The 19751-nt window shown below is 66.0% G+C and carries 23 protein-coding genes and 3 tRNA genes; 18 read left to right on the top strand and 8 right to left on the bottom strand.

Annotated features, from left to right (window positions below; genetic code table 11):
• Positions 1-38: 38 nt before the first annotated feature.
• Together ACE3TH_RS09745 and ACE3TH_RS09750 are read right to left on the bottom strand one after the other, a co-directional pair.
• Positions 39-611 carry an OmpA family protein gene (locus ACE3TH_RS09745; RefSeq protein WP_374599559.1) on the bottom strand — a complete coding sequence of 191 codons (573 nt, stop codon included), beginning with the start codon at positions 609-611 and terminating at the stop codon, positions 39-41.
• Between the two features lie 288 nt (positions 612-899).
• Positions 900-1175 (bottom strand): hypothetical protein, encoded by a 276-nt coding sequence (locus ACE3TH_RS09750; RefSeq protein ID WP_374599560.1) that lies wholly within the window; start codon positions 1173-1175, stop codon positions 900-902.
• A gap of 82 nt (positions 1176-1257) precedes the next feature.
• Here ACE3TH_RS09750 and ACE3TH_RS09755 point away from each other — a divergent pair, with 82 nt between their 5' ends.
• The gene (locus tag ACE3TH_RS09755) at positions 1258-1698 is read left to right on the top strand and encodes a hypothetical protein (protein ID WP_374599561.1); all 441 of its coding nucleotides are present in this window, start codon (positions 1258-1260) and stop codon (positions 1696-1698) included.
• A 3-nt stretch (positions 1699-1701) separates the two neighbouring features.
• Here the strand turns inward: ACE3TH_RS09755 and ACE3TH_RS09760 are convergent, their stop codons facing one another.
• Positions 1702-3696 (bottom strand): biotin carboxylase N-terminal domain-containing protein, encoded by a 1995-nt coding sequence (locus ACE3TH_RS09760; protein ID WP_374599562.1) that lies wholly within the window; start codon positions 3694-3696, stop codon positions 1702-1704.
• Between the two features lie 183 nt (positions 3697-3879).
• On the opposite strand from ACE3TH_RS09760, the gene ACE3TH_RS09765 reads away from it, so the two are divergent.
• From ACE3TH_RS09765 to ACE3TH_RS09780, 4 genes are all read left to right on the top strand, one after another.
• Positions 3880-5376, top strand: a complete 1497-nt coding sequence (locus tag ACE3TH_RS09765) for a hypothetical protein (protein ID WP_374599563.1) — start codon at positions 3880-3882, stop codon at positions 5374-5376.
• Positions 5377-5482: 106 nt separating this feature from the next.
• Positions 5483-5974 (top strand): peptide-methionine (R)-S-oxide reductase MsrB, encoded by a 492-nt coding sequence (gene msrB, locus ACE3TH_RS09770; protein ID WP_374599564.1) that lies wholly within the window; start codon positions 5483-5485, stop codon positions 5972-5974.
• A 49-nt stretch (positions 5975-6023) separates the two neighbouring features.
• Entirely contained in the window at positions 6024-6632 is a 609-nt protein-coding gene (locus tag ACE3TH_RS09775) for a hypothetical protein (protein ID WP_374599565.1), read from the top strand.
• Positions 6633-6768: 136 nt separating this feature from the next.
• Positions 6769-7260: a ferritin-like domain-containing protein gene (locus tag ACE3TH_RS09780; protein ID WP_374599566.1), complete on the top strand. Its 492-nt coding sequence runs from the start codon at positions 6769-6771 to the stop codon at positions 7258-7260.
• A gap of 70 nt (positions 7261-7330) precedes the next feature.
• On the opposite strand, the gene ACE3TH_RS09785 is transcribed toward ACE3TH_RS09780, so the two are convergent.
• Positions 7331-7405, bottom strand: a tRNA-Thr gene (locus tag ACE3TH_RS09785).
• Between the two features lie 99 nt (positions 7406-7504).
• On the opposite strand from ACE3TH_RS09785, the gene ACE3TH_RS09790 reads away from it, so the two are divergent.
• From ACE3TH_RS09790 to ACE3TH_RS09850, 13 genes are all read left to right on the top strand, one after another.
• The gene (locus ACE3TH_RS09790) at positions 7505-7699 is read left to right on the top strand and encodes a hypothetical protein (RefSeq protein WP_374599567.1); all 195 of its coding nucleotides are present in this window, start codon (positions 7505-7507) and stop codon (positions 7697-7699) included.
• A gap of 110 nt (positions 7700-7809) precedes the next feature.
• On the top strand, positions 7810-9099 hold the full coding sequence (murA, locus tag ACE3TH_RS09795; protein WP_374599568.1) for a UDP-N-acetylglucosamine 1-carboxyvinyltransferase: 1290 nt from the start codon (positions 7810-7812) through the stop codon (positions 9097-9099).
• Positions 9089-9616 carry a DUF2948 family protein gene (locus tag ACE3TH_RS09800; RefSeq protein WP_374599569.1) on the top strand — a complete coding sequence of 176 codons (528 nt, stop codon included), beginning with the start codon at positions 9089-9091 and terminating at the stop codon, positions 9614-9616. Before murA ends, ACE3TH_RS09800 begins: the two co-directional genes overlap by 11 nt.
• A complete protein-coding gene (locus ACE3TH_RS09805) occupies positions 9613-10077 on the top strand; it encodes a UPF0262 family protein (protein WP_374599570.1) in 465 nt (154 codons plus the stop codon). The genes ACE3TH_RS09800 and ACE3TH_RS09805 overlap by 4 nt, the downstream gene beginning before the upstream one ends.
• Before the next feature lie 102 nt (positions 10078-10179).
• On the top strand, positions 10180-10401 hold the full coding sequence (infA, locus tag ACE3TH_RS09810) for a translation initiation factor IF-1 (protein ID WP_013269122.1): 222 nt from the start codon (positions 10180-10182) through the stop codon (positions 10399-10401).
• Positions 10402-10413: 12 nt separating this feature from the next.
• On the top strand, positions 10414-10992 hold the full coding sequence (locus ACE3TH_RS09815) for a nucleoside triphosphate pyrophosphatase (protein WP_374599571.1): 579 nt from the start codon (positions 10414-10416) through the stop codon (positions 10990-10992).
• Entirely contained in the window at positions 10989-12017 is a 1029-nt protein-coding gene (locus tag ACE3TH_RS09820; protein WP_374599572.1) for an RNA-binding protein, read from the top strand. The genes ACE3TH_RS09815 and ACE3TH_RS09820 overlap by 4 nt, the downstream gene beginning before the upstream one ends.
• A complete protein-coding gene (locus tag ACE3TH_RS09825) occupies positions 12014-12184 on the top strand; it encodes a DNA gyrase inhibitor YacG (RefSeq protein WP_374599573.1) in 171 nt (56 codons plus the stop codon). The genes ACE3TH_RS09820 and ACE3TH_RS09825 overlap by 4 nt, the downstream gene beginning before the upstream one ends.
• A 63-nt stretch (positions 12185-12247) precedes the next feature.
• A tRNA-Phe gene (locus tag ACE3TH_RS09830) sits at positions 12248-12323 on the top strand.
• A 362-nt stretch (positions 12324-12685) separates the two neighbouring features.
• Positions 12686-13579, top strand: coding sequence for a MotA/TolQ/ExbB proton channel family protein (locus tag ACE3TH_RS09835; protein WP_374599574.1), 894 nt, complete (start codon positions 12686-12688; stop codon positions 13577-13579).
• A gap of 5 nt (positions 13580-13584) precedes the next feature.
• Positions 13585-14019, top strand: coding sequence for an ExbD/TolR family protein (locus ACE3TH_RS09840; protein WP_374599575.1), 435 nt, complete (start codon positions 13585-13587; stop codon positions 14017-14019).
• Between the two features lie 2 nt (positions 14020-14021).
• Positions 14022-14744, top strand: coding sequence for an energy transducer TonB (locus ACE3TH_RS09845; RefSeq protein ID WP_374599576.1), 723 nt, complete (start codon positions 14022-14024; stop codon positions 14742-14744).
• A 135-nt stretch (positions 14745-14879) separates the two neighbouring features.
• Positions 14880-14956: transfer RNA gene (locus ACE3TH_RS09850), tRNA-His, on the top strand.
• Positions 14957-15037: 81 nt separating this feature from the next.
• Here ACE3TH_RS09850 and ACE3TH_RS09855 read toward each other — a convergent pair.
• The 4 genes from ACE3TH_RS09855 to ACE3TH_RS09870 all read right to left on the bottom strand — a co-directional run bounded on the left by ACE3TH_RS09855 (position 15038) and on the right by ACE3TH_RS09870 (position 19704).
• The gene (locus ACE3TH_RS09855) at positions 15038-16786 is read right to left on the bottom strand and encodes a patatin-like phospholipase family protein (RefSeq protein WP_374599577.1); all 1749 of its coding nucleotides are present in this window, start codon (positions 16784-16786) and stop codon (positions 15038-15040) included.
• 116 nt (positions 16787-16902) lie between these two features.
• The gene (locus ACE3TH_RS09860; RefSeq protein WP_374599578.1) at positions 16903-17289 is read right to left on the bottom strand and encodes a DUF1489 family protein; all 387 of its coding nucleotides are present in this window, start codon (positions 17287-17289) and stop codon (positions 16903-16905) included.
• Between the two features lie 19 nt (positions 17290-17308).
• Entirely contained in the window at positions 17309-17692 is a 384-nt protein-coding gene (locus ACE3TH_RS09865; RefSeq protein ID WP_374599579.1) for a hypothetical protein, read from the bottom strand.
• Complete coding sequence (locus ACE3TH_RS09870; RefSeq protein ID WP_374599580.1) at positions 17689-19704, bottom strand: biotin carboxylase N-terminal domain-containing protein; 2016 nt, start codon at positions 19702-19704, stop codon at positions 17689-17691. Before ACE3TH_RS09870 ends, ACE3TH_RS09865 begins: the two co-directional genes overlap by 4 nt.
• Positions 19705-19751 lie beyond the last annotated feature (47 nt).

Consider the following 19751-nt stretch of genomic DNA (forward strand, 5'->3'; position numbering starts at 1 on the left):
CTGGCCTCTCGTCGGCATACGACGAGAGGGGTGAGGTCCTAGCTCAGCACAACGATTGCGACGCGGCGGTTCTGGGCGCGGCCTTCGCGGGTCGAGTTGTCGGCGATGGGCTGGTCCTCGCCATAGGAGATGGTCGCCATGCGGTTCAGGGCGACACCGTTCTGGCTGAGGTAGCGGCGAACGGCCTCGGCGCGGGCATTGCCCAGTTCGCGGTTGCGACCGGCGTCACCGGTGGCGTCCGTATAGCCCTGGATTTCCAGATAGACGTTGCGGTTTTCGGTGCGCAGGCGCTGGGTCAGCTCGGCCAGACGGGCCTCGGCCTCGGGCGACAGGGTGTCGGCGTTCACCGGGAATTTGACCGAGTCGTCGGAGAGAACGACCTCGTACAGGAACTTGCCCTCGGCCAGTTTCTGGGCGTCGGTGGCGCGACGCAAGGCCTCGCCGGCGGTGCCGGCGACCTCGGTCACGCGGCCGTCGACGGCGGTGACCCGCTGATCGACGACGGCGGTCTGTTCACGAACGAAACGGTGGCTGGCGCAGCCGCTGGCCGCGACGCCGAAGGCGAGTACGACGCCGGTGATCGCTGCGGTCCTGAGGGTGGATCGGGTCAAGTTTGAACTCCTGAATAGGGGGCGCGGTATCCCTGGTCATCACGCGCATGTTACGGTGAAGTGAAGCTCGGGGCGTGGTCATGACCACTAAAGGGCCAGAACATGTCAGCTTGACCATACGCTGAGCGGGGTTACGCATGAATAATGCTGTTCGCCACGATCCTGACGCGAGCCAATGATCTGAACGCGATCACAGGTCTGGATTGCGATACTGAATGCGCAAGCTCGGACGACCATCGGTATTCGATGTTGTGGAGTGCCATTGGCCCCAGTTTCCTCAAACACAACTCAAGGACGACGCAGGCGGCGGTCACGAACATCGTGGGCGGTGGTCGCCAGCGTGGCGGCGCACGCCGTCCCGCTGGGGCTGATGCTGCTGTTGCCGCCCAAGGTACCGGATAGGGTCGAGCCGCCAGTGGTGATGGTGACGCTGGAGCCGCCGCTTGTGCCCGCGCCGGTCCCGCCGCCTCCACCCCCGCCCGATACGGCGACAGAGGAGGCGTCGTCCGCCGCCTCGGCTCCGGCCCCCGCACCACCCGCGCCCGTGACTCGCGTTCGTGCCACCGCCCCGCGCCGTCCTCCGCCGATCCCGCCACCGCCAGAGGTCAGGCCACTGCCGGCACCCCGCGAGCCTTCGCCCGCGCCGATGGTGACACTGGGCGAGTCGGAACTGGCCGGGGCGACGCGGGCAGGGTCAGGCCTGTCGGGCGGGCAGGGTGGCAGTGGCTCGGGCACCGGCGAGGGCAGCGGCAATGGCGGCTGCGACATGGTTCAGCGACTTCAGGATGCCCTGCGGACCGACCCGGAGGTGCGTCAGGCGGTGGCGCAGGCGCAAGGCATTGCGGGCACCGGCCGGACGCCCCTGCTGTGGAACGGTCGCTGGGTGCAGACGCAGGGCGAGGAGGGCGAAGGCCTGGCCGGCGTGCGTCAGGCCATCGCCCTGGAAGTCGCCTTCGCGCCCGCCGCCTGCAAGAGCCAGCGTATGCGCGGCATGGTCCTGATCGCCTTCAGCGACGCCCGCGGCGGACCGCGCGTGGCGCTGGGGACCGGGTCTTGGCGGTGGTCGGACCTGCTGAACGCGCGGTAGGGGCTATTCGAACTCTACCAGCACATCGTCCGCCGCGACAGGATCTCCCGCCGCCGCGCTGACCGCCTTCACCACGCCGTCGCGCTCGGCCTTGAGGATGTTCTGCATCTTCATGGCCTCGATGATGGCGACGGTCTCGCCCGTCTTGACCACCTGGCCGGGCGAGACGGGGATGGCGACGACCAGGCCGGGCATGGGGGACTGGATCAGTTTGGAGGTGTCGGCGGCGACCTTTTCCGGCAGGCGGGCGAACAGTTCGGCCAGGCGCGGGGTCAGGACGCGGACGCGGGCCTTGGTGGCGCGGCTGCGAATCTCGAAGCCGTCGGCGACGCGGCGGACCTCGGCGGTGAAGGGGGTGTCGTCGAGAATGGCGCGGAACTGGGCCTGTCCGGGCCGCCAGTCGATGTCGGACAGGCTCAGGGCGCGGTCCTCGCCCGCCAGGTCCAGCGTCAGGGCCTCGTCATCGTCATAGGACAGGCTGACGCCGATCGGGTCGCGGTCGATCATGACCACCCAGTCGGTGCGGTCCGACGGATCGCCCGCCTGTTCGGACAGGATTTCATGCATGGCGACGGCGCTGGCGACCATGATGTCGCGCTGAAGCGGACCGGCAGGCAGGCCGTGGAAGCCGTCGGGGAATTCGTCGACGATATAGCTGGTCGACAGATTGCCGGACTTGAAGCGTTCCTGATCCATTACGGCGGCCAGGAAAGGCACGTTGTGGCCGACGCCGTTCAGGTAGGTGTCCTCCAGGGCGCGGGCCATGCCTTCGACCGCACCGGCGCGGGTGGGGGCCCAGGCGCAGAGCTTGGAGATCATGGGGTCGTAGAACATGCTGATCTCGTCGCCCTCGCGGACGCCGGAATCGTTGCGCACGACATAGGGGCCGGTCGACCCCTCGTGTTCGCCTTCCTCGGCCTGTTCGTAGCGGACCAGGCGGCCGATCGAGGGGAGGAAACCTCGGTACGGGTCCTCGGCATAGATGCGGCTTTCGATGGCCCATCCGTTGATGCCGAGGTCATCCTGGGCGAAGGGCAGGCGCTCGCCGGCGGCGCTGCGGATCATCTGTTCGACCAGATCGACGCCGGTGATCAGTTCGGTGACTGGGTGTTCGACCTGAAGCCGGGTGTTCATCTCCAGGAAGAAGAAGCTGCGGTCCTGGCCGGCGACGAACTCGACTGTGCCGGCACTATCGTAGTTCACGGCGCGGGCGAGGGCGACGGCCTGATCGCCCATCGCTTTGCGGGTCGAGTCGTCCAGCAGGGGGGAGGGGGCCTCCTCGATGACCTTCTGGTTGCGGCGCTGGATCGAGCATTCGCGGTCGAACAGGCCGACGATGTTGCCGTGCTTGTCGCCCAAAACCTGGATCTCGATGTGGCGCGGATCGACGATGAATTTTTCCAGGAAGACGCGGTCGTCGCCGAAGGCGGTCAGGGCCTCGGCCTTCACGGCAGCGAAGCCTTCGGCCATGTCGGCGTCGGAATGGGCGACGCGGATGCCCTTGCCGCCGCCGCCTGCGCTGGCCTTAATCATGACCGGATAGCCGATCTGGCGGGCGATTTCGACGGCGTGGTCGGGGGTTTCGATCAGGCCCATGTGGCCCGGCACGGTGGAGACGCCGGCTTCGGCAGCGAACTTCTTGGACGTGATCTTGTCGCCCATGGCCTCGATGGCATGGGGGTTGGGGCCGATGAAGGTGATGCCCTCGGCCTCCAGCCGCCGGGCGAAGACGGGGTTTTCGCTCAGGAAGCCGAAGCCGGGGTGGACCGCCTCTGCGCCCGAACGCCGCACGGCGTCCACGATCCTGTCCTGGATCAGATAGGACTGGGCCGCAGGCGAAGGGCCGATGTGGATGGTCTCGTCCGCCATCTCATAGGCCAGCGATCCCGTGTCGGCGTCAGAGTGCACGAGTGCTGTCCGGATGCCCATCTTGCGGGCGGTCTTGATGATGCGGACGGCGATCTCGCCACGGTTGGCGATCAGGATTTTCGAGAACATCAAGCTTTCCGGGTTCAGGCCGCCGCGCGGCTGGCCGTGGGGAACGTGTCCCGATTAGGGCGCGTTTCGCGCGGAGTAAACCGAGGTGGCAGGCGTGGCGTTGCCGAATGCAGGGTTGGCAAGCCCCGCCGCGATACGCTTTAACCCTGCCACCCCCGTCCATCGGCCCGGAGACAAGACCTGATGACCCGCATGCTCACCCTTACCGCCGCCGCCGCCCTGACGCTGGCCGCGGGGGTCTCGCCCGTCGTGGCGCAAGACTTCCGTGCCCTGGCCCGTCAGGACCTGCAGGCCGCGCATGATGAACTGGCGGCCAACCACCCCGCAGCCGCCCTGCCGGGCGCACAGAGCGAGACCTTCCGTTCCTGGATCGATGCGGGTCTGGCGGATGCGCTGGGTCAGGCGGATCGTGTCAACAGCGGCGACAGCCATGCCTATCTGCTGCGCTATTACGGTGCAGGGTTCCGCGACTCCAACATTTCGATCCGTCCGACCTACGAAGGTCTTGGTCCGTACTTCGGCACCAGCTGGCCCGGTTTCACCACGGGTTGGCGTGGTGGCAAATATGTCGTCACTTACATTCAGGAAGGCGTCCGCGGTACGCCGCCTCTGGGAGCCACGCTGGTGGATTGTGGTGGCACCAGCGCCGAGGATCTCGCGCGTGCCAAGCTTGATCGCTGGGAAGGCAATCTGGACACCGAAGCGGGGCGGGTCACCTCGGCTCCCTACCTGCTTTGGAACCGCAACAATCCGTTCACGATGGGTGTGCCTGCGACCTGCAACTTCCAGGTCGGCAATAACCGGCGTCCGCGTGAATTCCAGATTCGCCCGGTACCGGTTACGCCCGCCGGGCTGGAGGCCGCCTACCGTGCCACTGTCTACATGCCGCCGGCAACGCCACTGTCGATTGAAACCGTCAATGGGAGACCGTGGGTAAACGTCCACTCATTCGACGATGGGGCTGGTTGGGATGCATTCAACGCGGAAGTAGAGGCTCAGCTTGAGACGTTGCGTGGGCCGCAGGGACTGGTCATCGACTTGCGGGCCGCCTCAGGGACGTCGGTGAACAGCTCCACTCGTCGCGGCTATGGCCTGGCCAATCGCATCTGGACACCCGAGTTCACCATCAGCCGTCAGCCCGCGGCCGGAGCCATCACCTATCGCGCCACCCAAGGGAACCGCGACTGGTATGCTGCTGCGGTCGGGCGGATGCAGGCGGACCCGAGCTTTGTCGCCGAGGCCCCGCAGATCATCGCTCAAACGCTGGAGATCGTGGCCGCCTTTGATGCCGCGATCGCTGCGGGCCAGACGACCTTCACCCTTACTGGACCTGAATTGGCTGCGGACACCGGCGCTGCCAACCCGGTGCAGGGCCCTGTGATCGTCCTGGTGGATGCCGGCTGCTCGGGCGGTTGTCTGGATACGCTGGATCTGCTGAGCAAGCTTCCCAACGTGCGGATCGCGGGTTCGACGACGGCGACCGATTCGATCTTCATCGATCCGACGGTGGAGCGCCTGCCTTCGAACTACGCGCAGCTCAGCTATGGCCACAAGGCCTGGACGGGCCGGACGCGGGCCAACAACCAGCCCTACACGCCTGCCGAGGGCCTGGCCTATACGGGTAATCCGACCGACGAGAATGCCGTCCGGGCCTGGGTCGGGACGCTGTTCGGGGCGTAACCCATGTTGGACCACTAACGCCGACGACGCGGTCGTTAGCGGCTTGCGCTGCAGGTGAGGCCGGGCAGGGGTGGAACCCCGGTCCGGCCTTTCCTATTTGGGCTGCATGACAAACCTCGCCCCCGACGCTGCCAACCTGTCTCCCTCCGGCTATGACCTGACGCCGCCCGACGATGCCGAGCGGGCGCGGCTGGAGGCGGACCTCAACGAGGAGGAGCGCCGCGTGCTGCTAGCCCACGGGACGGAAGCACCATTCTGCGGAACCCTGCTGGGCGAAAAGCGGGTCGGCATCTTCTGCTGCCGCGAATGCGGCCTGCCGCTGTTCAGACAGGGCACCAAGTTCGAGAGCGGCACGGGCTGGCCCAGCTTCAGTGAGCCGGTCGATGAGGCGCATGTGAAGGCGATCACCGACCGGTCATATGGCATGGTGAGGACGGAGACTCGCTGTGCCCGCTGTGACAGCCATCAGGGCCATGTCTTCCCCGACGGTCCGCCGCCCAGCGGCCTGCGCTATTGCATCAACTCAGTCGCCCTGACCTTCGTGGCCGAGGGCGAGGCGCTGCCCGATCCTTTGGGGCGCGGCGACGGCAGGGCCTGACCTTGGCCGCAATTGGCGCTAAGGTGGTCCTTGTACAGGAGTTGGCCGGATGTTGATGACGACCCTCATGATGGCGGCGACCCTGGCGGTCAGCCCGTCCGTGGGCGATGAGCCGGACGGCGTCATCTCGACGGCCCCCGCCACCTCCGTCTCTCTGGATGCCACAGCGACCGCTCCGATAGCGCCCAGCGCCCAGGGAGCGGCCCAGCAGGCGTCGGAGGCTCACGGCCTGACGACGGACGAGCAGATCGATCGCTGGATCGCGGCGCGGTCGCCGGACGAGAAGCCCTATTCCAGCGACTCCTTTCGCCTGATGGACGACCGTAAGGTGCATAGCGAGGTCGATGTCGGCTTCGGTACCGGCGGCTATCGCAGCTATGGCGCGGCGGTGTCCCTGCCGATTGGCGAGAATGGCCGGCTGAACCTGAGCTATCGTCAGGTCGAGAACGGCTATGGCTACGGTTATCCGTATGGCGGCTATGGCGGGTACGGACGCGGATACGGGCTGGGACGAAATTATTTCAGCGATTTCGGCTATGCCTTTCCCGGTCGTCAGACGCCGGAGGGCGCCCTGCGTTTCGAAGACCGGGTGGCGCGACCCGGTGGTCCGCCTGGTCAACGACTGGCTGTAGAGCCGGCCGTCACCGCCGCAGAATAGTTGGAGGCCCGGTCGCAGGATCGGGCCTTTTTGTTTGTCCGCCAACAGTCGGTGTCAGCGCCAATGTCCATGTTTGGACATAGGAACGGACCGGGTTCAGGCCGGTTGTGAGGGTACCCCCAAACGGAGACACCCCATGGCCGACAAGACCCTGAACGACCTGTTCCACGATACGCTGAAGGACATCTATTATGCCGAGCGCAAGATCCTGAAGTCTCTGCCCAAGATGGCCCGCGCCGCCCAGTCGCCCGAACTGAAGGCCGCATTCGAGAAGCATAAAGACCAGACCGAAGGCCAGATCGAACGCCTGCAACAGGTGTTCGAGATCCTGGGCAAGGCCCCGCGCGGCAAGACCTGCGATGCCATCGAAGGCATCCTGGCCGAAGGCGACGAGATCATGGAAGAATACAAGGGCTCGCCCGCACTGGACGCCGGCCTGCTGGCGGCGGCCCAGGCCGTCGAACACTATGAGATCACGCGCTACGGCACACTGAAGCGCTGGGCCAACGAGCTGGGCATGAAGGATGCGGCCAAGCTGCTGGACGAAACCCTGCAGGAAGAATCGCAGACCGATCTGGACCTGACGACGATCGCGGATGCGTCCATCAACGATAACGCCAAGGCCTGATCAGAGTTGTTGTGCCAGAACGTCAGCGGGGCCCGGCTTTCACAAGCCGGGCCCCGTCGATGTCTGCAGATGGTGCCGCCGGAGAGAATCGAACTCTCGACCTCAGCCTTACCAAGGATGCGCTCTACCACTGAGCTACGGCGGCCCGAACTGAGGAAGGGGGCCTATAGCCAACGGAAAGGGCGGGGGGAAGCCCCGAATTCGGTCGCTTGCGAAAAAGCTGCGGCAAGGGTCTGATCGTCCCATGGCCGATCCTGATTCCCCAGCGTCTGCAGTTCCCGTCTCTGATGCCGCGTCCGAGCGGGCCGATGGACGATTGAGGAACAGCAAGGCGACGGCCACGCCCCGAGCGCAGCGACTGGCTACGGCCTTGCGGGACAATCTGAAGCGGCGCAAGGCGGCGGCGACCGCGTCCCGACCGGAAAAGCCGCGCAACTGAATGTCATCGGCCCGCTGACGCCGCGCCCTTTCGCAAAAGGGGGCGGACGCGCTAGATAGCCGATCCGCCTTGGCCGTTGCCCTGGCCTTCAGGGCAGACACAGAGATTTCATGGACAGTATTGTCATTCAGGGCGGTAACCGCCTGAACGGAACGATTCCCGTCAGCGGGGCCAAGAATTCGGCGCTGAAGCTGATGGCGGCATCGATTCTGACGGATCAGCCTTTGCTGCTGAAGAACATGCCGCGTCTGGCGGACACGAAGTTTCTGGGCCGGTTGCTAAAGGCGCTGGGCGTCGAGGTGACTGAGCGGGACGGCGCCGACGGGCAGGAGACGCTGTTCCACGGCGCCAGCATCAGTTCGACCTTCGCTCCCTATGATCTGGTGCGGCAGATGCGGGCCAGCTTCAATGTGCTGGGGCCGCTGCTGGCGCGGACGGGCGAGGCCAAGGTGTCGCTGCCAGGCGGCTGCACCATCGGGGCGCGGCCGGTCGATCTGCATCTTCAGGCGCTGACAGCGCTGGGGGCAGAGATCGAACTGGATGAAGGCTATGTCACCGCACGTGCGCCCAAGGGTCTGCAGGGCGCGGAGATTGCCTTCCCGATCGTCTCGGTCGGGGCGACGGAGCATGCGCTGCTGGCCGCTGTCATGGCCAACGGCACGACGGTTCTGAGGAATGCCGCGCGCGAGCCGGAGATCGGCGACCTGGCCCGCTGTCTTACGGCGATGGGGGCCAAGGTGGAGGGGATCGACACCGACGTCCTGACCATCACGGGCGTGGCGTCCCTGGGCGGCGCGACCTGGTCGGTGATTCCTGACAGGATCGAGATGGGCTCCTATGCCGTGGCGGCGGCCATGGCGGGCGGTGAAGTGCGCCTGACCAAGGCGCGCGCCGATCTGATGCAGGCGCTGACGACCAAGATGATCGAGGCGGGTGTCGGGATCACGCCGACCGACGATGGAGTGATCGTCAAGCGAGACCCGGCCCAGCGCCTGAAGGCCGTCGATCTGACGACCGAAGTCTATCCAGGTTTCGCCACCGACCTGCAGGCCCAGTTCATGGCCCTGATGACCACGGCGGACGGGCAGAGCACCATCCAGGAAAACATCTTCGAGAACCGCTTCATGCACGCGCCGGAACTGGCGCGGCTGGGGGCGGACATCGCGGTCCATGCGGGCAGCGCAGTGGTGACCGGGGTGCCGACCCTGCGGGGCGCGCCGGTCATGGCGACGGACCTGAGAGCCTCGGTCAGTCTTGTGATCGCCGGTCTTGTCGCCGAAGGTGAGACGACGGTGGGCCGGGTCTATCACCTGGATCGTGGGTTCGAGAAACTGGAAGAGAAACTGACCGCCTGCGGAGCCGACATCCGCAGGGTCAAGGGCGAAGAGCATGACCATTGAGGCGCAGGTTCTCGAAACAGGGAACGCGACCGTAGAGGGGGTACCGGCGGCCAAGGCTCCGGTCGAGCCTCTGCGCCTGCTGGCCGAGGATGCCGACGACCTGCAGATCATCTCCGCCGCCCTGCAGGATGCGATCATGCGGCCCGTGGACATCGTCTGGGAGCGCGGGGCGCGAACGCTGACACTGGCGCTGAGCCGGTTCTGCTGGGAATGCGGTGGCACGCGGGTGATGGCCGCGATGCAGTTTGGCGATGTGATCGCGGTCAAGAGCCGTCGCCTGCACCGGTCACCGGACGCGGCACTGGAGCTTCTAGCCATGGACTTCATGCCCGATGAAGATCCGGAGGCCGCGCCGGGCGGGCGGGTCATTCTCATGTTTGCGGGCGGTGGTGATTTGCGGGTCGATGTCGAATGTCTGGATGCGGTTCTGACAGACCTGTCGGAACGCTGGCCCGCCAGACTGGCCCCGACCCATGCGTCGGATGAGCCGGAAGGTCAGAAGATGGTTGCGAAATGAGCGATCACCGGCTGAGCTCTGTCGATCTGGACCCGGTCTCCCTGCCGGCTGCCACGGCCGAGATCGAGCACGAGCGGCGCGTAGCCATCTTCGATCTGGTCGAGAAGAACAGTTTCGAACCCGCGGGGGCCGAGAGTGGGCCGTACAGGCTCAAGCTGTCGCTGCTGGACACCAAGCTGGTGTTCGACATCGAGGGACCAGACTTCGCACGCGCGCACGGCCTGTCGTTGACGCCGCTGAAGGGTGTGATCCGCGACTATATCCTGATCTGTGACAGCTATTATGAGGCGCTGCGCGGTACCTCGCCTGCCCAGATCGAGGCTGTGGATATGGGCCGGCGCGGCTTGCACAATGAAGGGGCCGAGCTGCTGAAGGCCCGGCTGGACGGCAAAATCGCCATCGACCATGAGACCGCGCGGCGACTGTTCACACTGGTGACGGCGCTGTACCGGCGGGGGTAGCCTCGACTACCGCCGGATTTTCAGGCATTAGGCCCGCTCCTTACGATCCGCGCTTTCGTCCGGCGTGGGTTTCGATTCGTATTCAAGGGCGCGAGAGGCCGCATGGCTAAGGAAGAACTGCTCGAGTTTCCCGGCGTCGTCAGCGAACTGCTGCCGAACGCGACGTTCCGTGTGCTGCTCGAAGGCAATGATCATGAGATCATCGCTCACACCGCCGGCAAGATGCGCAAGAACCGCATCCGCGTGTTGGCCGGAGACAAGGTACTGGTCGAGATGACCCCCTATGACCTGACCAAGGGTCGCATCACCTATCGCTTCAAGTAAGGACGGGCTCGGATGAGCCGTCCCGAACTGGTGCTGGCCTCGTCCAGCCCGCGGCGTGTGGAACTGCTGGCCTTGGCCGGCTTCACGCCCGACCTTATCGACCCCGCCGATATCGACGAAACCCCTCTGAAGGACGAGACGCCCCGGCGTCTGGCCCAGCGGCTGGCTGTGACAAAGGCCGAGGTCGTGGCCGAACGGCATCCCGATGCCGTCGTTCTGGCCGCCGATACCGTTGTGGCGGTGGGGCGGCGCTTTCTGGAAAAGGCGTCAGACGGGGCGGAGGCGACACGATTCCTGAAACTGCTGTCCGGTCGCAACCATCGTGTGTTCACCGGGGTAGCGGTGGTGCGGGACGGCAAGGTCACGTATCGGGTCAATGAGACGCGCGTGACCTTCAAGGTTCTGTCGGAGGCCGAGATCACCTCATATGTCGCCGGCGGCGACTGGCGGGGCAAGGCCGGAGCCTACGGCATTCAGGGCGCGGCTTCGGCCTTCGTGCGCCAGATTGTGGGCAGCCATCACGGGGTTATGGGCCTGCCGCTGTATGAGACCGTCAATCTGCTGGCCGGGGCCGGGCTGCGCGCGTCGTGAGCGGGATCGCGATCTATCTGGACGACACACCCGGCGAGACCCGGGGTGTCGCGGTCCGGAACGGACGGTTCGAACATCTGATCATCCAGAGCGACCGGGACGTCGCGCAGCATCGGCTGGGCGCGCGCAGCGTGGGGCGGATCGTGGATGTTCAGCCCGGCATGAAAGGGGCGTTCGTCGATCTGGGGGCCGCACCGCCGCTGGGTTTCCTGCCGTTCGGCCCAGGCGCGCCGCTGGCCGTCGGCCAGAAGCTCGAGGTCGAGGTCACGGCCGAACCCCGGGCGGGCAAGGGACCGACCCTGCGTGGTCTAGCGGCAGGGGAGGGCGAGCCCAGGCTGCTGGCCGGCGGGCCGTCGGTCGAACAGATTCTGGATGTGCTGGCTCCGGGACAGGTGCCGGTGCGGGGGCTGGCCGCGATCCAGGCCGGGCTGGAGGCCGAGGAAGAGGCGCTTGGAGACGGGGGGCTGTTCGGCGACATCGGTCTTGATGTCTGTGTTCAGCGGACGCGGGCCCTGATCGCTGTGGATCTGGACCTTGCCCCCGGTGCCGGACGTGGCAAGGGCGGTCGGGCCAGGGATATCGCCAATCGACACGGGCTGATCGAGGCGGCCCGACTGATCCGGCTGAAGAGTTGGGGCGGTCTGGTGGCGATCGACCTGATCGGCGTGGGGCACGACGGCGCTGCGATAATGGCCGATGCGCGAGCGGCCTTCGGCGCCGACAAGGATATCGTCTACGGGCCGGTCAACCGGTTCGGGGTCCTGCAACTGGCCTTGCCGTGGCGCAGGACGCCGCTTGAGGAGCGATTGGCACAGGATGGACCTGTGTGGCGGTCGGCGGTCGACATGACTCGCGCCTTGCGGCGGGCCGTCCTCTTGGACACGGGCTCACCGCAGATCATAGCTGCCTGCAATGCGCAGGTGGCCGATGCGGCACGGCCGCTCATTGCCGCTCTGGGGCCTCGCGCAGCCCTGATCATCGACTCTTCTTCTGCACCGGGACAGTTCAGGATCGACCCCGCATGACGACCGCCGCTCTCTGTCCGATCTGTCGCACCAGGCCGATGAAGCCGGAGTATCGACCGTTCTGTTCCAAGCGCTGCGCCGATGTCGATCTGCAGCGCTGGTTCACCGGTGGCTATGCGATTCCGGCCGAGCCGGACGACGGCGTGCGCGACGACGACGAAGACTGATCAACCGGCTGGACAGCCCTGACGGCCTCGCCTATAGACCGCCCTCCCGCGAGCGGACATCTCGCCTGGATAGCTCAGTTGGTAGAGCAGCGGATTGAAAATCCGCGTGTCGGTGGTTCGAATCCGCCTCCAGGCACCACCGCCCTTTTCCGCCGCGAGCGCCCAGTTTCCAATCATGACTTTTCAGACAGGTTTTGCCGCGAGCCTGTGGATAAATCTGTGGTTCAGCGAGCCATTGCGCCCTTGACGCTCTGGCGGGGCTTGTTCAAAGGGAATGGCCGCCTTCGTTAAGAACGCGGTGATGGGCCAGAGATTGTCATAATCTTGAACCCATCGACGTCGTAACGGTCGTCGAACGGCAACCGTTAACGTCGGAAGGCGTTCCGCGCTCTGGTGCTGCAAAGCTCCGAGAGGCGAACAGAGAATTTCATTTGGGGGCGGTCGTCTCGGCGGTCGTATCCCGGTTCATCGGTCAGACCAAAAAGCAGGAACCGGCGCACTATGCTCGATATCAAGAAATCCAACATCTTCCTGGCCATGGCCGGCGCTGCCGTGCTGATGGCCAGCTCGCCTGTTCTCGCGCAGGATGCCGCCGCCCCGGCACCGGCCGCCGCCGAAGCCACTGCTCCGGCCACGACGACGGCTCCGGCCGCCGCCGAAACGCCCGCGCCCGCCGAAGCTGCTGCCGAGGAAACCGGTGGTCACTCGGGCGACATCACCCCGATCTCCATGTTCATGGAAGCGACCATCGTCGTGCAGGTCGTCATGATCGGCCTGCTGCTGGCCTCGATCTTCTCCTGGACCCTGCTGATCATCAAGCTGATCGAGTTCTCCAAGCTGAACCGCAAGACGGACCAGTTCCTGGAAGAGTTCCGCTCGGCTCGCACGATCGCCGACATGCGCCGCATCTCGTCGTCGGAAGAGTTTGACGGCAACCCGCTGGCCGACATGGCCGCTGCCGCCACCGAAGAAGTCGAGCTGTCGCGTCAGGCCGGCCTGCAGGTCAATGGCGACCACCGCGATTCGGCCATCGGTCGCGCCCAGAACGCCGTGACCGCCGTTCAGTCGGGTCTGGCCGGTCGCCTTTCGGGCGGTCAGCAGTTCCTGGCCTCCACCGGTTCGACCGGTCCGTTCGTGGGTCTGTTCGGTACGGTGTACGGTATCATGAACTCCTTCATCGGTATCGTTCAGTCGAACACGACCAACCTGGCGGCCGTTGCCCCCGGTATCGCCGAGGCGCTGCTGGCCACCGGTATCGGCCTGTTCGCCGCTATCCCGGCCGTGGTGTTCTACAACTACTTCAACACCCGCATCGCCGCGTACAGCACCCGTTCGGACGGCTTCAACGCTGAACTGATGAACGCCATCTCGCGTCAACTCGACAAGGGAGCCTAAGGCGCATGGGTGCCAAACTCGGAGGATCGGGCGGCGGCACGAACATTGTCGAGGCGAATGCCGAGATCAACGTCACGCCGTTCGTCGATATCATGCTGGTGCTTCTGATCATCTTCATGGTGGCGTCTGCGGTCGCCACCCCTGGGGTTGAAGTGAAGCTGCCCATCGCCGTCGCCGCTCAGACGGACAGCCCCCCCAAGCCGGTTTACATCTCCATCCAGGACGATGGCCGGGTCTACATCGGGGACGGCGAGACGACGTATGAAACCCTGGGTGCTGACCTGACGGCCGCTGTCGGTCGTCGGGACCCGACCCGCGAACGCATCTACATTCGCGGTGACGAACAGACCCGCTATGGCGATTTCATGCAGGCCATGAACTCGCTGCAGGACAACGGCTTCTACAGCGTCGCCCTCGTCGGCGAAGACAAGGCGAGGTAACGATGACAGATACACCCGTCGAATATCATCGCAGTCGCTATGACGCCCCTCGCAAGAAGGGCTTCATGGGGGTGTCGCCGATGGTGTGGCTGATCACCCTGGGCACGGTCATGGCCATGTTCGTGGCGCTGATCATCTTCCTTCAGCGGACCAAGTTCGAAATGAAGGTGATGGACTATTCGGACGACGCCGTGGACGTGGAGATCATCCCGCCCCCGCCGCCGCCGCCGCCTCCGCCACCTCCGCCTCCGCCTCCGCCGGACACGCCTCCTCCGCCGAAGCTGCAGATCCGTCCGCCGGTCATCGTCCCGAATGCACCACCGCCTCCCCCGGCCGTGAACATTGAGACGGTCAAGAAGGAGGATCGGATTGAGGTCGCTGGCCCGCCGGTCATCACGAGGACGCCACCGGAACCGGCACCCGTCGCCGCTCCGCCACGTCCGCCGGTGATCAGCAATCCGTCTTGGAACAGGCGTCCGGCCGGTGAATTCCCGGAACGTGCCCTTTCTCGCGGGATTGAAGCGGGCTCGGCTGTTCTGGAATGCACCGTCAATCCGAACGGTAGTGTCAGTAGCTGTGTGGTCATTTCCGAAACGCCTAGTGGCGCAGGATTTGGACAGGCGGCGATCGCGGGTGCACGTCGCGCCCAGCTGACGCCACGCTCGGTTGATGGTGTGGCTACCGGCGGCAAGGTGCGGTTCACGACCCGCTTCGGCGTCGAATAAGCACCGCGGCACGATAAACCTGACGAACCCCGGAGCTCAGGCTCCGGGGTTTTTCGTTGTCAGCAGCGCTTCAGTCCGCATCGCCTCTTGATTGGCCAACCCCGCGCCGCTAGACACCCTTCCTCGCGTCGATGCGCCGCCTTAGCTCAGTTGGTTAGAGCGCCGGTTTGTGGAACCGGAGGTCCTCAGTTCAAGCCTGAGAGGCGGTACCATCCCTCGTTCGAGCAAGGCTCCGAGGACAGGCTCTCGCCAATGATAATGGTGCCCCGCCTGCATCGCTGAAGCGACGGCGTTCACGTCGTCGTAGAGAGGTCTGCCTTGCGCCGCCGCATCGCGGTGACCGGCCCCTCAACCTTTGCCAAGGCCTCGCGTGTGGCCTGATAGCCCACCAGCACCGTCGGCTCGTAGCTCTTCCAGTCGCGGATTTCCGTCCCCTCGGGTTTGGGCTGAACCAGTATGTCGGTCGCCGCGCGCGAAACCTCGATCTCGGCATCCGTCGTCAGGGTGGCTGAGCGCATCAGGATGGAGACGATGGGCGGGCCGCGACGCCAAGCCCCTGTCGCCAGGAACCGCCAGACCGAGGGCGGGTGAAGGATCACCTGCGGGTCGACGCCCCGGGCCTGCGACATGTCCACGCCGATCACCGGGCCGCCGTTCATCTGGCGCATGACGGCGGTGGGCAGGTTGTTCAGCACGGCGCCGTCCACCAGCACCTGACCGTCGATGACGATGGGCGGCAGTAGGCCGGGAATGGCGATGGAGGCCCGCATAGCCCGGCGCATCATGCCGCGCCGATGCACCTCGATCTTGCCGCTGGTCAGATTGGTGGAGACGGCAAAGAAGGGCCGCACCGTATCGGCCAGGTCCATGTCGCCATAGGCGTCGACCAGCAGCTGATCCACCTTGGCCGCCCGGCTCATGGCCAGCATGGGAAAGGTGATGTCCGACAGGGGATCCTTGACGACGAAGGCGCGGTGGATGCGGGCTTCCAGCTCCTCCTGCGTCCAGCCCAGGGCCGGACCGGCTGCGATGACGGCACCCATGGACGAGCCGCCGACGAAGTCGATCGGCACCCTGGCTTCATGCAGCGCCCGCAAGGCACCGATATGGGCATAGGCGCGGGCCCCGCCGCCGGAGAAGACCACGCCCACCGCGCTGCCGGTCAGGACACGAGCCATGCGTTCGGCGTCGTCTGCGGCCCCTTCCACGGCCTGGAACCATCGTCCGGGCTGGATGGCGTCAAGCCAGGCGGCGGTGTTGGCGGGACGCTGCATGCGGGGGTCGCGCATCAGGATCAGGTCGGTCCGCCGCTGGGCGTCTAGCACCCCGGCATGCGGCATCGGCCGGTTGGGCGGGGCCAGCAGGCCGTTGCCCACGACGAAGACGCGATCCACTTGACGCGCGCACAGCGAAGCCCAGGCGGGTTCGTCCAGCTCGGCGACATAGAGGACGTAGTCGTGGGTGTCCTCGACCCGGCTGAACCAGTCGGCGGCGGACGTGAGCGCGGAATGGTCGATGACCTGGCAGGTGAAGCCGTCGGCCTGGATGGCGGCGGCGACCCGTTCGACGAAGGCGCGGATGGGCCGGGGGCGGGCGGAGACGAAGCCGAAGACGCTGGGCTCGCCGCCGCCGGAGCGTTGGTCGCGCGCCCGCTGGATCATCAGGCGCGACAGCTCGACCATCAGGTCGGGCTCCTTGCGCGCCGCTTCGAAGAAGGCGTCGCGCGGCAAGGCCAGAACTTCGGAATCGCGCAGGGCGACGACGTCGGCGGTGTGTTCCGTTCCGGCCATCATGGCCATTTCACCCGCAGGCTCTCCGGGCCGGATGACGCCGACGAATTCGGGCGGGCGTTCGTGATGCACATCACGGCGGAAGACGCCCAGGCGACCGCTGCGCAGCAGGTACAGGGTGTCGGCGGGCGTACCCTCGGCGAACAGCACCTCGCCCCCGGTCAGGGCGAACCAGCTGGCACGGGTGTTCTTCCCGCCCTCGAAGATGCGGTGCAGGGCGTCTTCAAGCCGGTCGGAGCGGGGAGGGGGCATGGGGGGTTCGAGGGATCAGAGATTAGGGACGAGGGAAGGTCGGCCGGGCACAACATCATCATGTGAGGTTCTGGTCATTCCCTAATCCCTCGTCCCTGATCCCTCAAACCTCGACCCTACCACGCCCCCATCTCCCTCAGCTTCTTGGCCAGCTCGTCGGGCAGGTCGCTGGCGTCCATGGTGGACAGGTCAGGCGGGGCGTCCCTGGGTTCCAGATAACGCCAGCCCTGAAAGGGGCGGCGGGCCTGGGGGGCGGTGCGGATCACCTGGGGATGCAGGCGGATGTGGCACATGCTGGTCTTGCCCTCGCCCTTGGTCGTGATGTCGGCGATGGGCATGCGGCAAGTGACCGAGCCTTTCATGACCCAGTAGATGCAGCCGCCGTCTTCCAGCTCCTGTGCGCGCTTGGGGGTCATGCGGGTGTGGACGGTCAGCCAGTCGCCCTTGGCCACGCGCCGCTCCAGCGTCTCGACCCTGGCCACGCCGACGCACAGCTTGATCATGTGCAGGGTGGGGGCGGCCTCAGTCAGCGGCGACCGCCTTCATTTGCATGAGTTCGCCGAACTGCTCCAGGGCCGCACCCTTGTCGATCATCTCCTGGCCGCAGCGCTGGTAGTGGGCCTCGAGCTTCTTTTCGATATCGGGTGCCTGGATGTAGGTGCCGAAATAGGCGAGCCAGTCGGTGCCGGGCGTGCGTCCCTCCAGCCGGCCGAGGAAATACATCAAGCCGCCAACAAGGCCGATCCGCTCGTCCGAGCCTTCCTCGGCCGCCCCGCCCGCGACAGCGACGACGGCCATGCATTCGACATCACGCAGGTCGGCGGGGCCTATGTCGCGCGATTGGGCCAGGGCCGGGCCGGCCATGAAGCCGAACGCTATCGAGGCTATGGCGACATGGCGGATCATGCGGGTTTTCCTTCGATCTGTGCCAGCACAGCGTCGGCTCCGACCTGATCGCCGACGGTGGCATTGATGGCCCCGACGACGCCGTCGAACGGCGCAACCAGCGCATGCTCCATCTTCATGGCCTCCAGCACGATGACGGGCTGGCCCTTGGAGACGGTGTCGCCCGCCTTGGCAGGAGTGGCGACGATCTTGCCAGGCATGGGGGCGCGGAGGGAGCCGTCGGAGGCGGTGCCGGAACCGCCAGTGCCGCCACCATGCGTGAGCGGCTCGAAGGCCCACGCCTCGCCATTGAAGAACAGCACAGGCTCGTCAACGACGCGAGACAGTTCCCGGCCCGGAATACCGTTCTCGAACAGGGTGACGCCGCCGGTGAGCACATAGGCCTCGCGGCAGTTGTCTCCCAGATCAACAGTCCAATAGCTACCGTGTTCACCGGGCTTGGCCCGGCCCTCGATCATTGCGCCATTGAGAAGTCCGCGCTGGGTGGCGGGGATCCCGCCGCTGGTGCGAAAGCCATAGAGACCGCCAGCTGTCGGAGACCAGGGATCCTGTACCAGGCGGCGAGGGTCGCTTCGCGCCCATTCCTCGGCGTGATGGGCATCCGCAGCGAGCACAGCAAGGGCAGCGACCTTGATCTCAGGAAGGGGCGTGGAGGTGGTCAGAGCGGACTCCTCGGCACCGATGAAGGCTGTGTCGACATCACCAGCGACGAACCGCGGATGTTCAAGGCAGCGCTTGAGGAAGCCTGCATTGGCGCGGACAGGCCAGACCTCTACCTCACCGCAAGCCTCAGCCAGCTTTGTGGCCGCTTCCTCGCGCGAGTCCGCATGGACGATGAGCTTGGCGATCATCGGGTCGTAGAACTGACTGACTTCGCTGTCCCAGGTCACGCCCGTGTCGACGCGGATGTCATCGGGCAGGACGAAATGCTCCAGCTTGCCGATGCTGGGCAGGAAGCCGTTGGCGGGGTCTTCGGCATACAGCCGCGCCTCCATGGCCCAGCCGTTCAGGGGGATGTCGGTCTGTTTCAGCGGGATCGGCTCGCCCGCCGCGACGCGGAACTGCCATTCGACCAGATCGACGCCGGTGATGGCCTCGGTGACCGGGTGTTCGACCTGCAGCCGGGTGTTCATCTCCATGAACCAGATGCGGTCGGCCTTCAGCCCGTCGGAGGCGTCGGCGATGAACTCGATGGTGCCGGCACCTTCGTAGTTCACGGCCTGGGCGGCGCGGACGGCGGCGGCGGTGACGGCGTCGCGGGTCGCCTGATCCATGCCGGGGGCCGGGGCCTCCTCGATCACCTTCTGGTGGCGGCGTTGCAGGGAGCAGTCACGTTCGTGCAGGTGGACGACGGTGCCGTGGCTGTCGCCGAAGACCTGCACCTCGATGTGGCGCGGGCGGGTGATGTAGCTCTCGATCAGGACGCGCGGATCGCCGAAGGAGGACTGGCCCTCGCGCTGGGCGCTGGCCAGGGCGTCGGCGAAGTCCTCGGCGCGGTCGACCTTGCGCATACCCTTGCCGCCGCCGCCGGCGACCGCCTTGATCAGGACGGGGAAGCCGATGCGCGCGGCCTCTGCGGCCAGGAAATCGGGGTCCTGATTGTCGCCCTGATAGCCCGGGGTGACGGGTACGCCCGCCTCGATCATCAGCTTTTTGGCCGCATCCTTCAGGCCCATGGCGCGGATGGCGGCGGGCGGCGGGCCGATCCAGACCAGACCGGCGGCCATGACGGCCTCGGCGAAGTCGGCGTTCTCGGACAGGAAGCCATAGCCGGGGTGGATGGCCTCGGCCCCCATCTGTTTCGCGGCCGCCAGCACCTTGGCGGCGTCCAGATAGCTCTCGCGCGCTGGGGCCGGGCCGATCAGCACCGCCTCGTCGGCCTCGCGCACGTGGAGGGCCTGCGCATCGGCCTCAGAATAGACGGCGATGGTGCGGATGCCCATGCGGCGGGCGGTCCGGAAGACGCGGCAGGCAATTTCGCCACGGTTGGCAACGAGGACGGATGTGAACATGAACCCGTTCTAGCGGGCCGATTCACGCCGCGCCACTGGCCAAAGCG

The sequence above is a fragment of the Brevundimonas sp. genome (assembly GCF_041919755.1).
GTDB lineage: Bacteria > Pseudomonadota > Alphaproteobacteria > Caulobacterales > Caulobacteraceae > Brevundimonas.

Excerpts from the sequence above, each read along its gene's own strand:
- ACE3TH_RS09845 (WP_374599576.1), top strand. The coding sequence starts at position 14,022 with ATGACAGATACACCCGTCGAATATCATCGCAGTCGCTATGACGCCCCT.
- murA (WP_374599568.1), top strand. The coding sequence starts at position 7,810 with ATGGACAGTATTGTCATTCAGGGCGGTAACCGCCTGAACGGAACGATT.
- ACE3TH_RS09755 (WP_374599561.1), top strand. The coding sequence starts at position 1,258 with ATGGTGACACTGGGCGAGTCGGAACTGGCCGGGGCGACGCGGGCAGGG.
- ACE3TH_RS09855 (WP_374599577.1), bottom strand. The coding sequence starts at position 16,786 with ATGCCCCCTCCCCGCTCCGACCGGCTTGAAGACGCCCTGCACCGCATC.
- ACE3TH_RS09815 (WP_374599571.1), top strand. The coding sequence starts at position 10,414 with ATGAGCCGTCCCGAACTGGTGCTGGCCTCGTCCAGCCCGCGGCGTGTG.
- ACE3TH_RS09860 (WP_374599578.1), bottom strand. The coding sequence starts at position 17,289 with ATGATCAAGCTGTGCGTCGGCGTGGCCAGGGTCGAGACGCTGGAGCGG.
- ACE3TH_RS09760 (WP_374599562.1), bottom strand. The coding sequence starts at position 3,696 with ATGTTCTCGAAAATCCTGATCGCCAACCGTGGCGAGATCGCCGTCCGC.
- ACE3TH_RS09765 (WP_374599563.1), top strand. The coding sequence starts at position 3,880 with ATGACCCGCATGCTCACCCTTACCGCCGCCGCCGCCCTGACGCTGGCC.
- ACE3TH_RS09780 (WP_374599566.1), top strand. The coding sequence starts at position 6,769 with ATGGCCGACAAGACCCTGAACGACCTGTTCCACGATACGCTGAAGGAC.
- ACE3TH_RS09835 (WP_374599574.1), top strand. The coding sequence starts at position 12,686 with ATGCTCGATATCAAGAAATCCAACATCTTCCTGGCCATGGCCGGCGCT.
- ACE3TH_RS09870 (WP_374599580.1), bottom strand. The coding sequence starts at position 19,704 with ATGTTCACATCCGTCCTCGTTGCCAACCGTGGCGAAATTGCCTGCCGC.
- ACE3TH_RS09805 (WP_374599570.1), top strand. The coding sequence starts at position 9,613 with ATGAGCGATCACCGGCTGAGCTCTGTCGATCTGGACCCGGTCTCCCTG.
- ACE3TH_RS09775 (WP_374599565.1), top strand. The coding sequence starts at position 6,024 with ATGTTGATGACGACCCTCATGATGGCGGCGACCCTGGCGGTCAGCCCG.
- ACE3TH_RS09825 (WP_374599573.1), top strand. The coding sequence starts at position 12,014 with ATGACGACCGCCGCTCTCTGTCCGATCTGTCGCACCAGGCCGATGAAG.
- msrB (WP_374599564.1), top strand. The coding sequence starts at position 5,483 with ATGACAAACCTCGCCCCCGACGCTGCCAACCTGTCTCCCTCCGGCTAT.
- ACE3TH_RS09790 (WP_374599567.1), top strand. The coding sequence starts at position 7,505 with ATGGCCGATCCTGATTCCCCAGCGTCTGCAGTTCCCGTCTCTGATGCC.
- ACE3TH_RS09865 (WP_374599579.1), bottom strand. The coding sequence starts at position 17,692 with ATGATCCGCCATGTCGCCATAGCCTCGATAGCGTTCGGCTTCATGGCC.
- infA (WP_013269122.1), top strand. The coding sequence starts at position 10,180 with ATGGCTAAGGAAGAACTGCTCGAGTTTCCCGGCGTCGTCAGCGAACTG.
- ACE3TH_RS09800 (WP_374599569.1), top strand. The coding sequence starts at position 9,089 with ATGACCATTGAGGCGCAGGTTCTCGAAACAGGGAACGCGACCGTAGAG.
- ACE3TH_RS09840 (WP_374599575.1), top strand. The coding sequence starts at position 13,585 with ATGGGTGCCAAACTCGGAGGATCGGGCGGCGGCACGAACATTGTCGAG.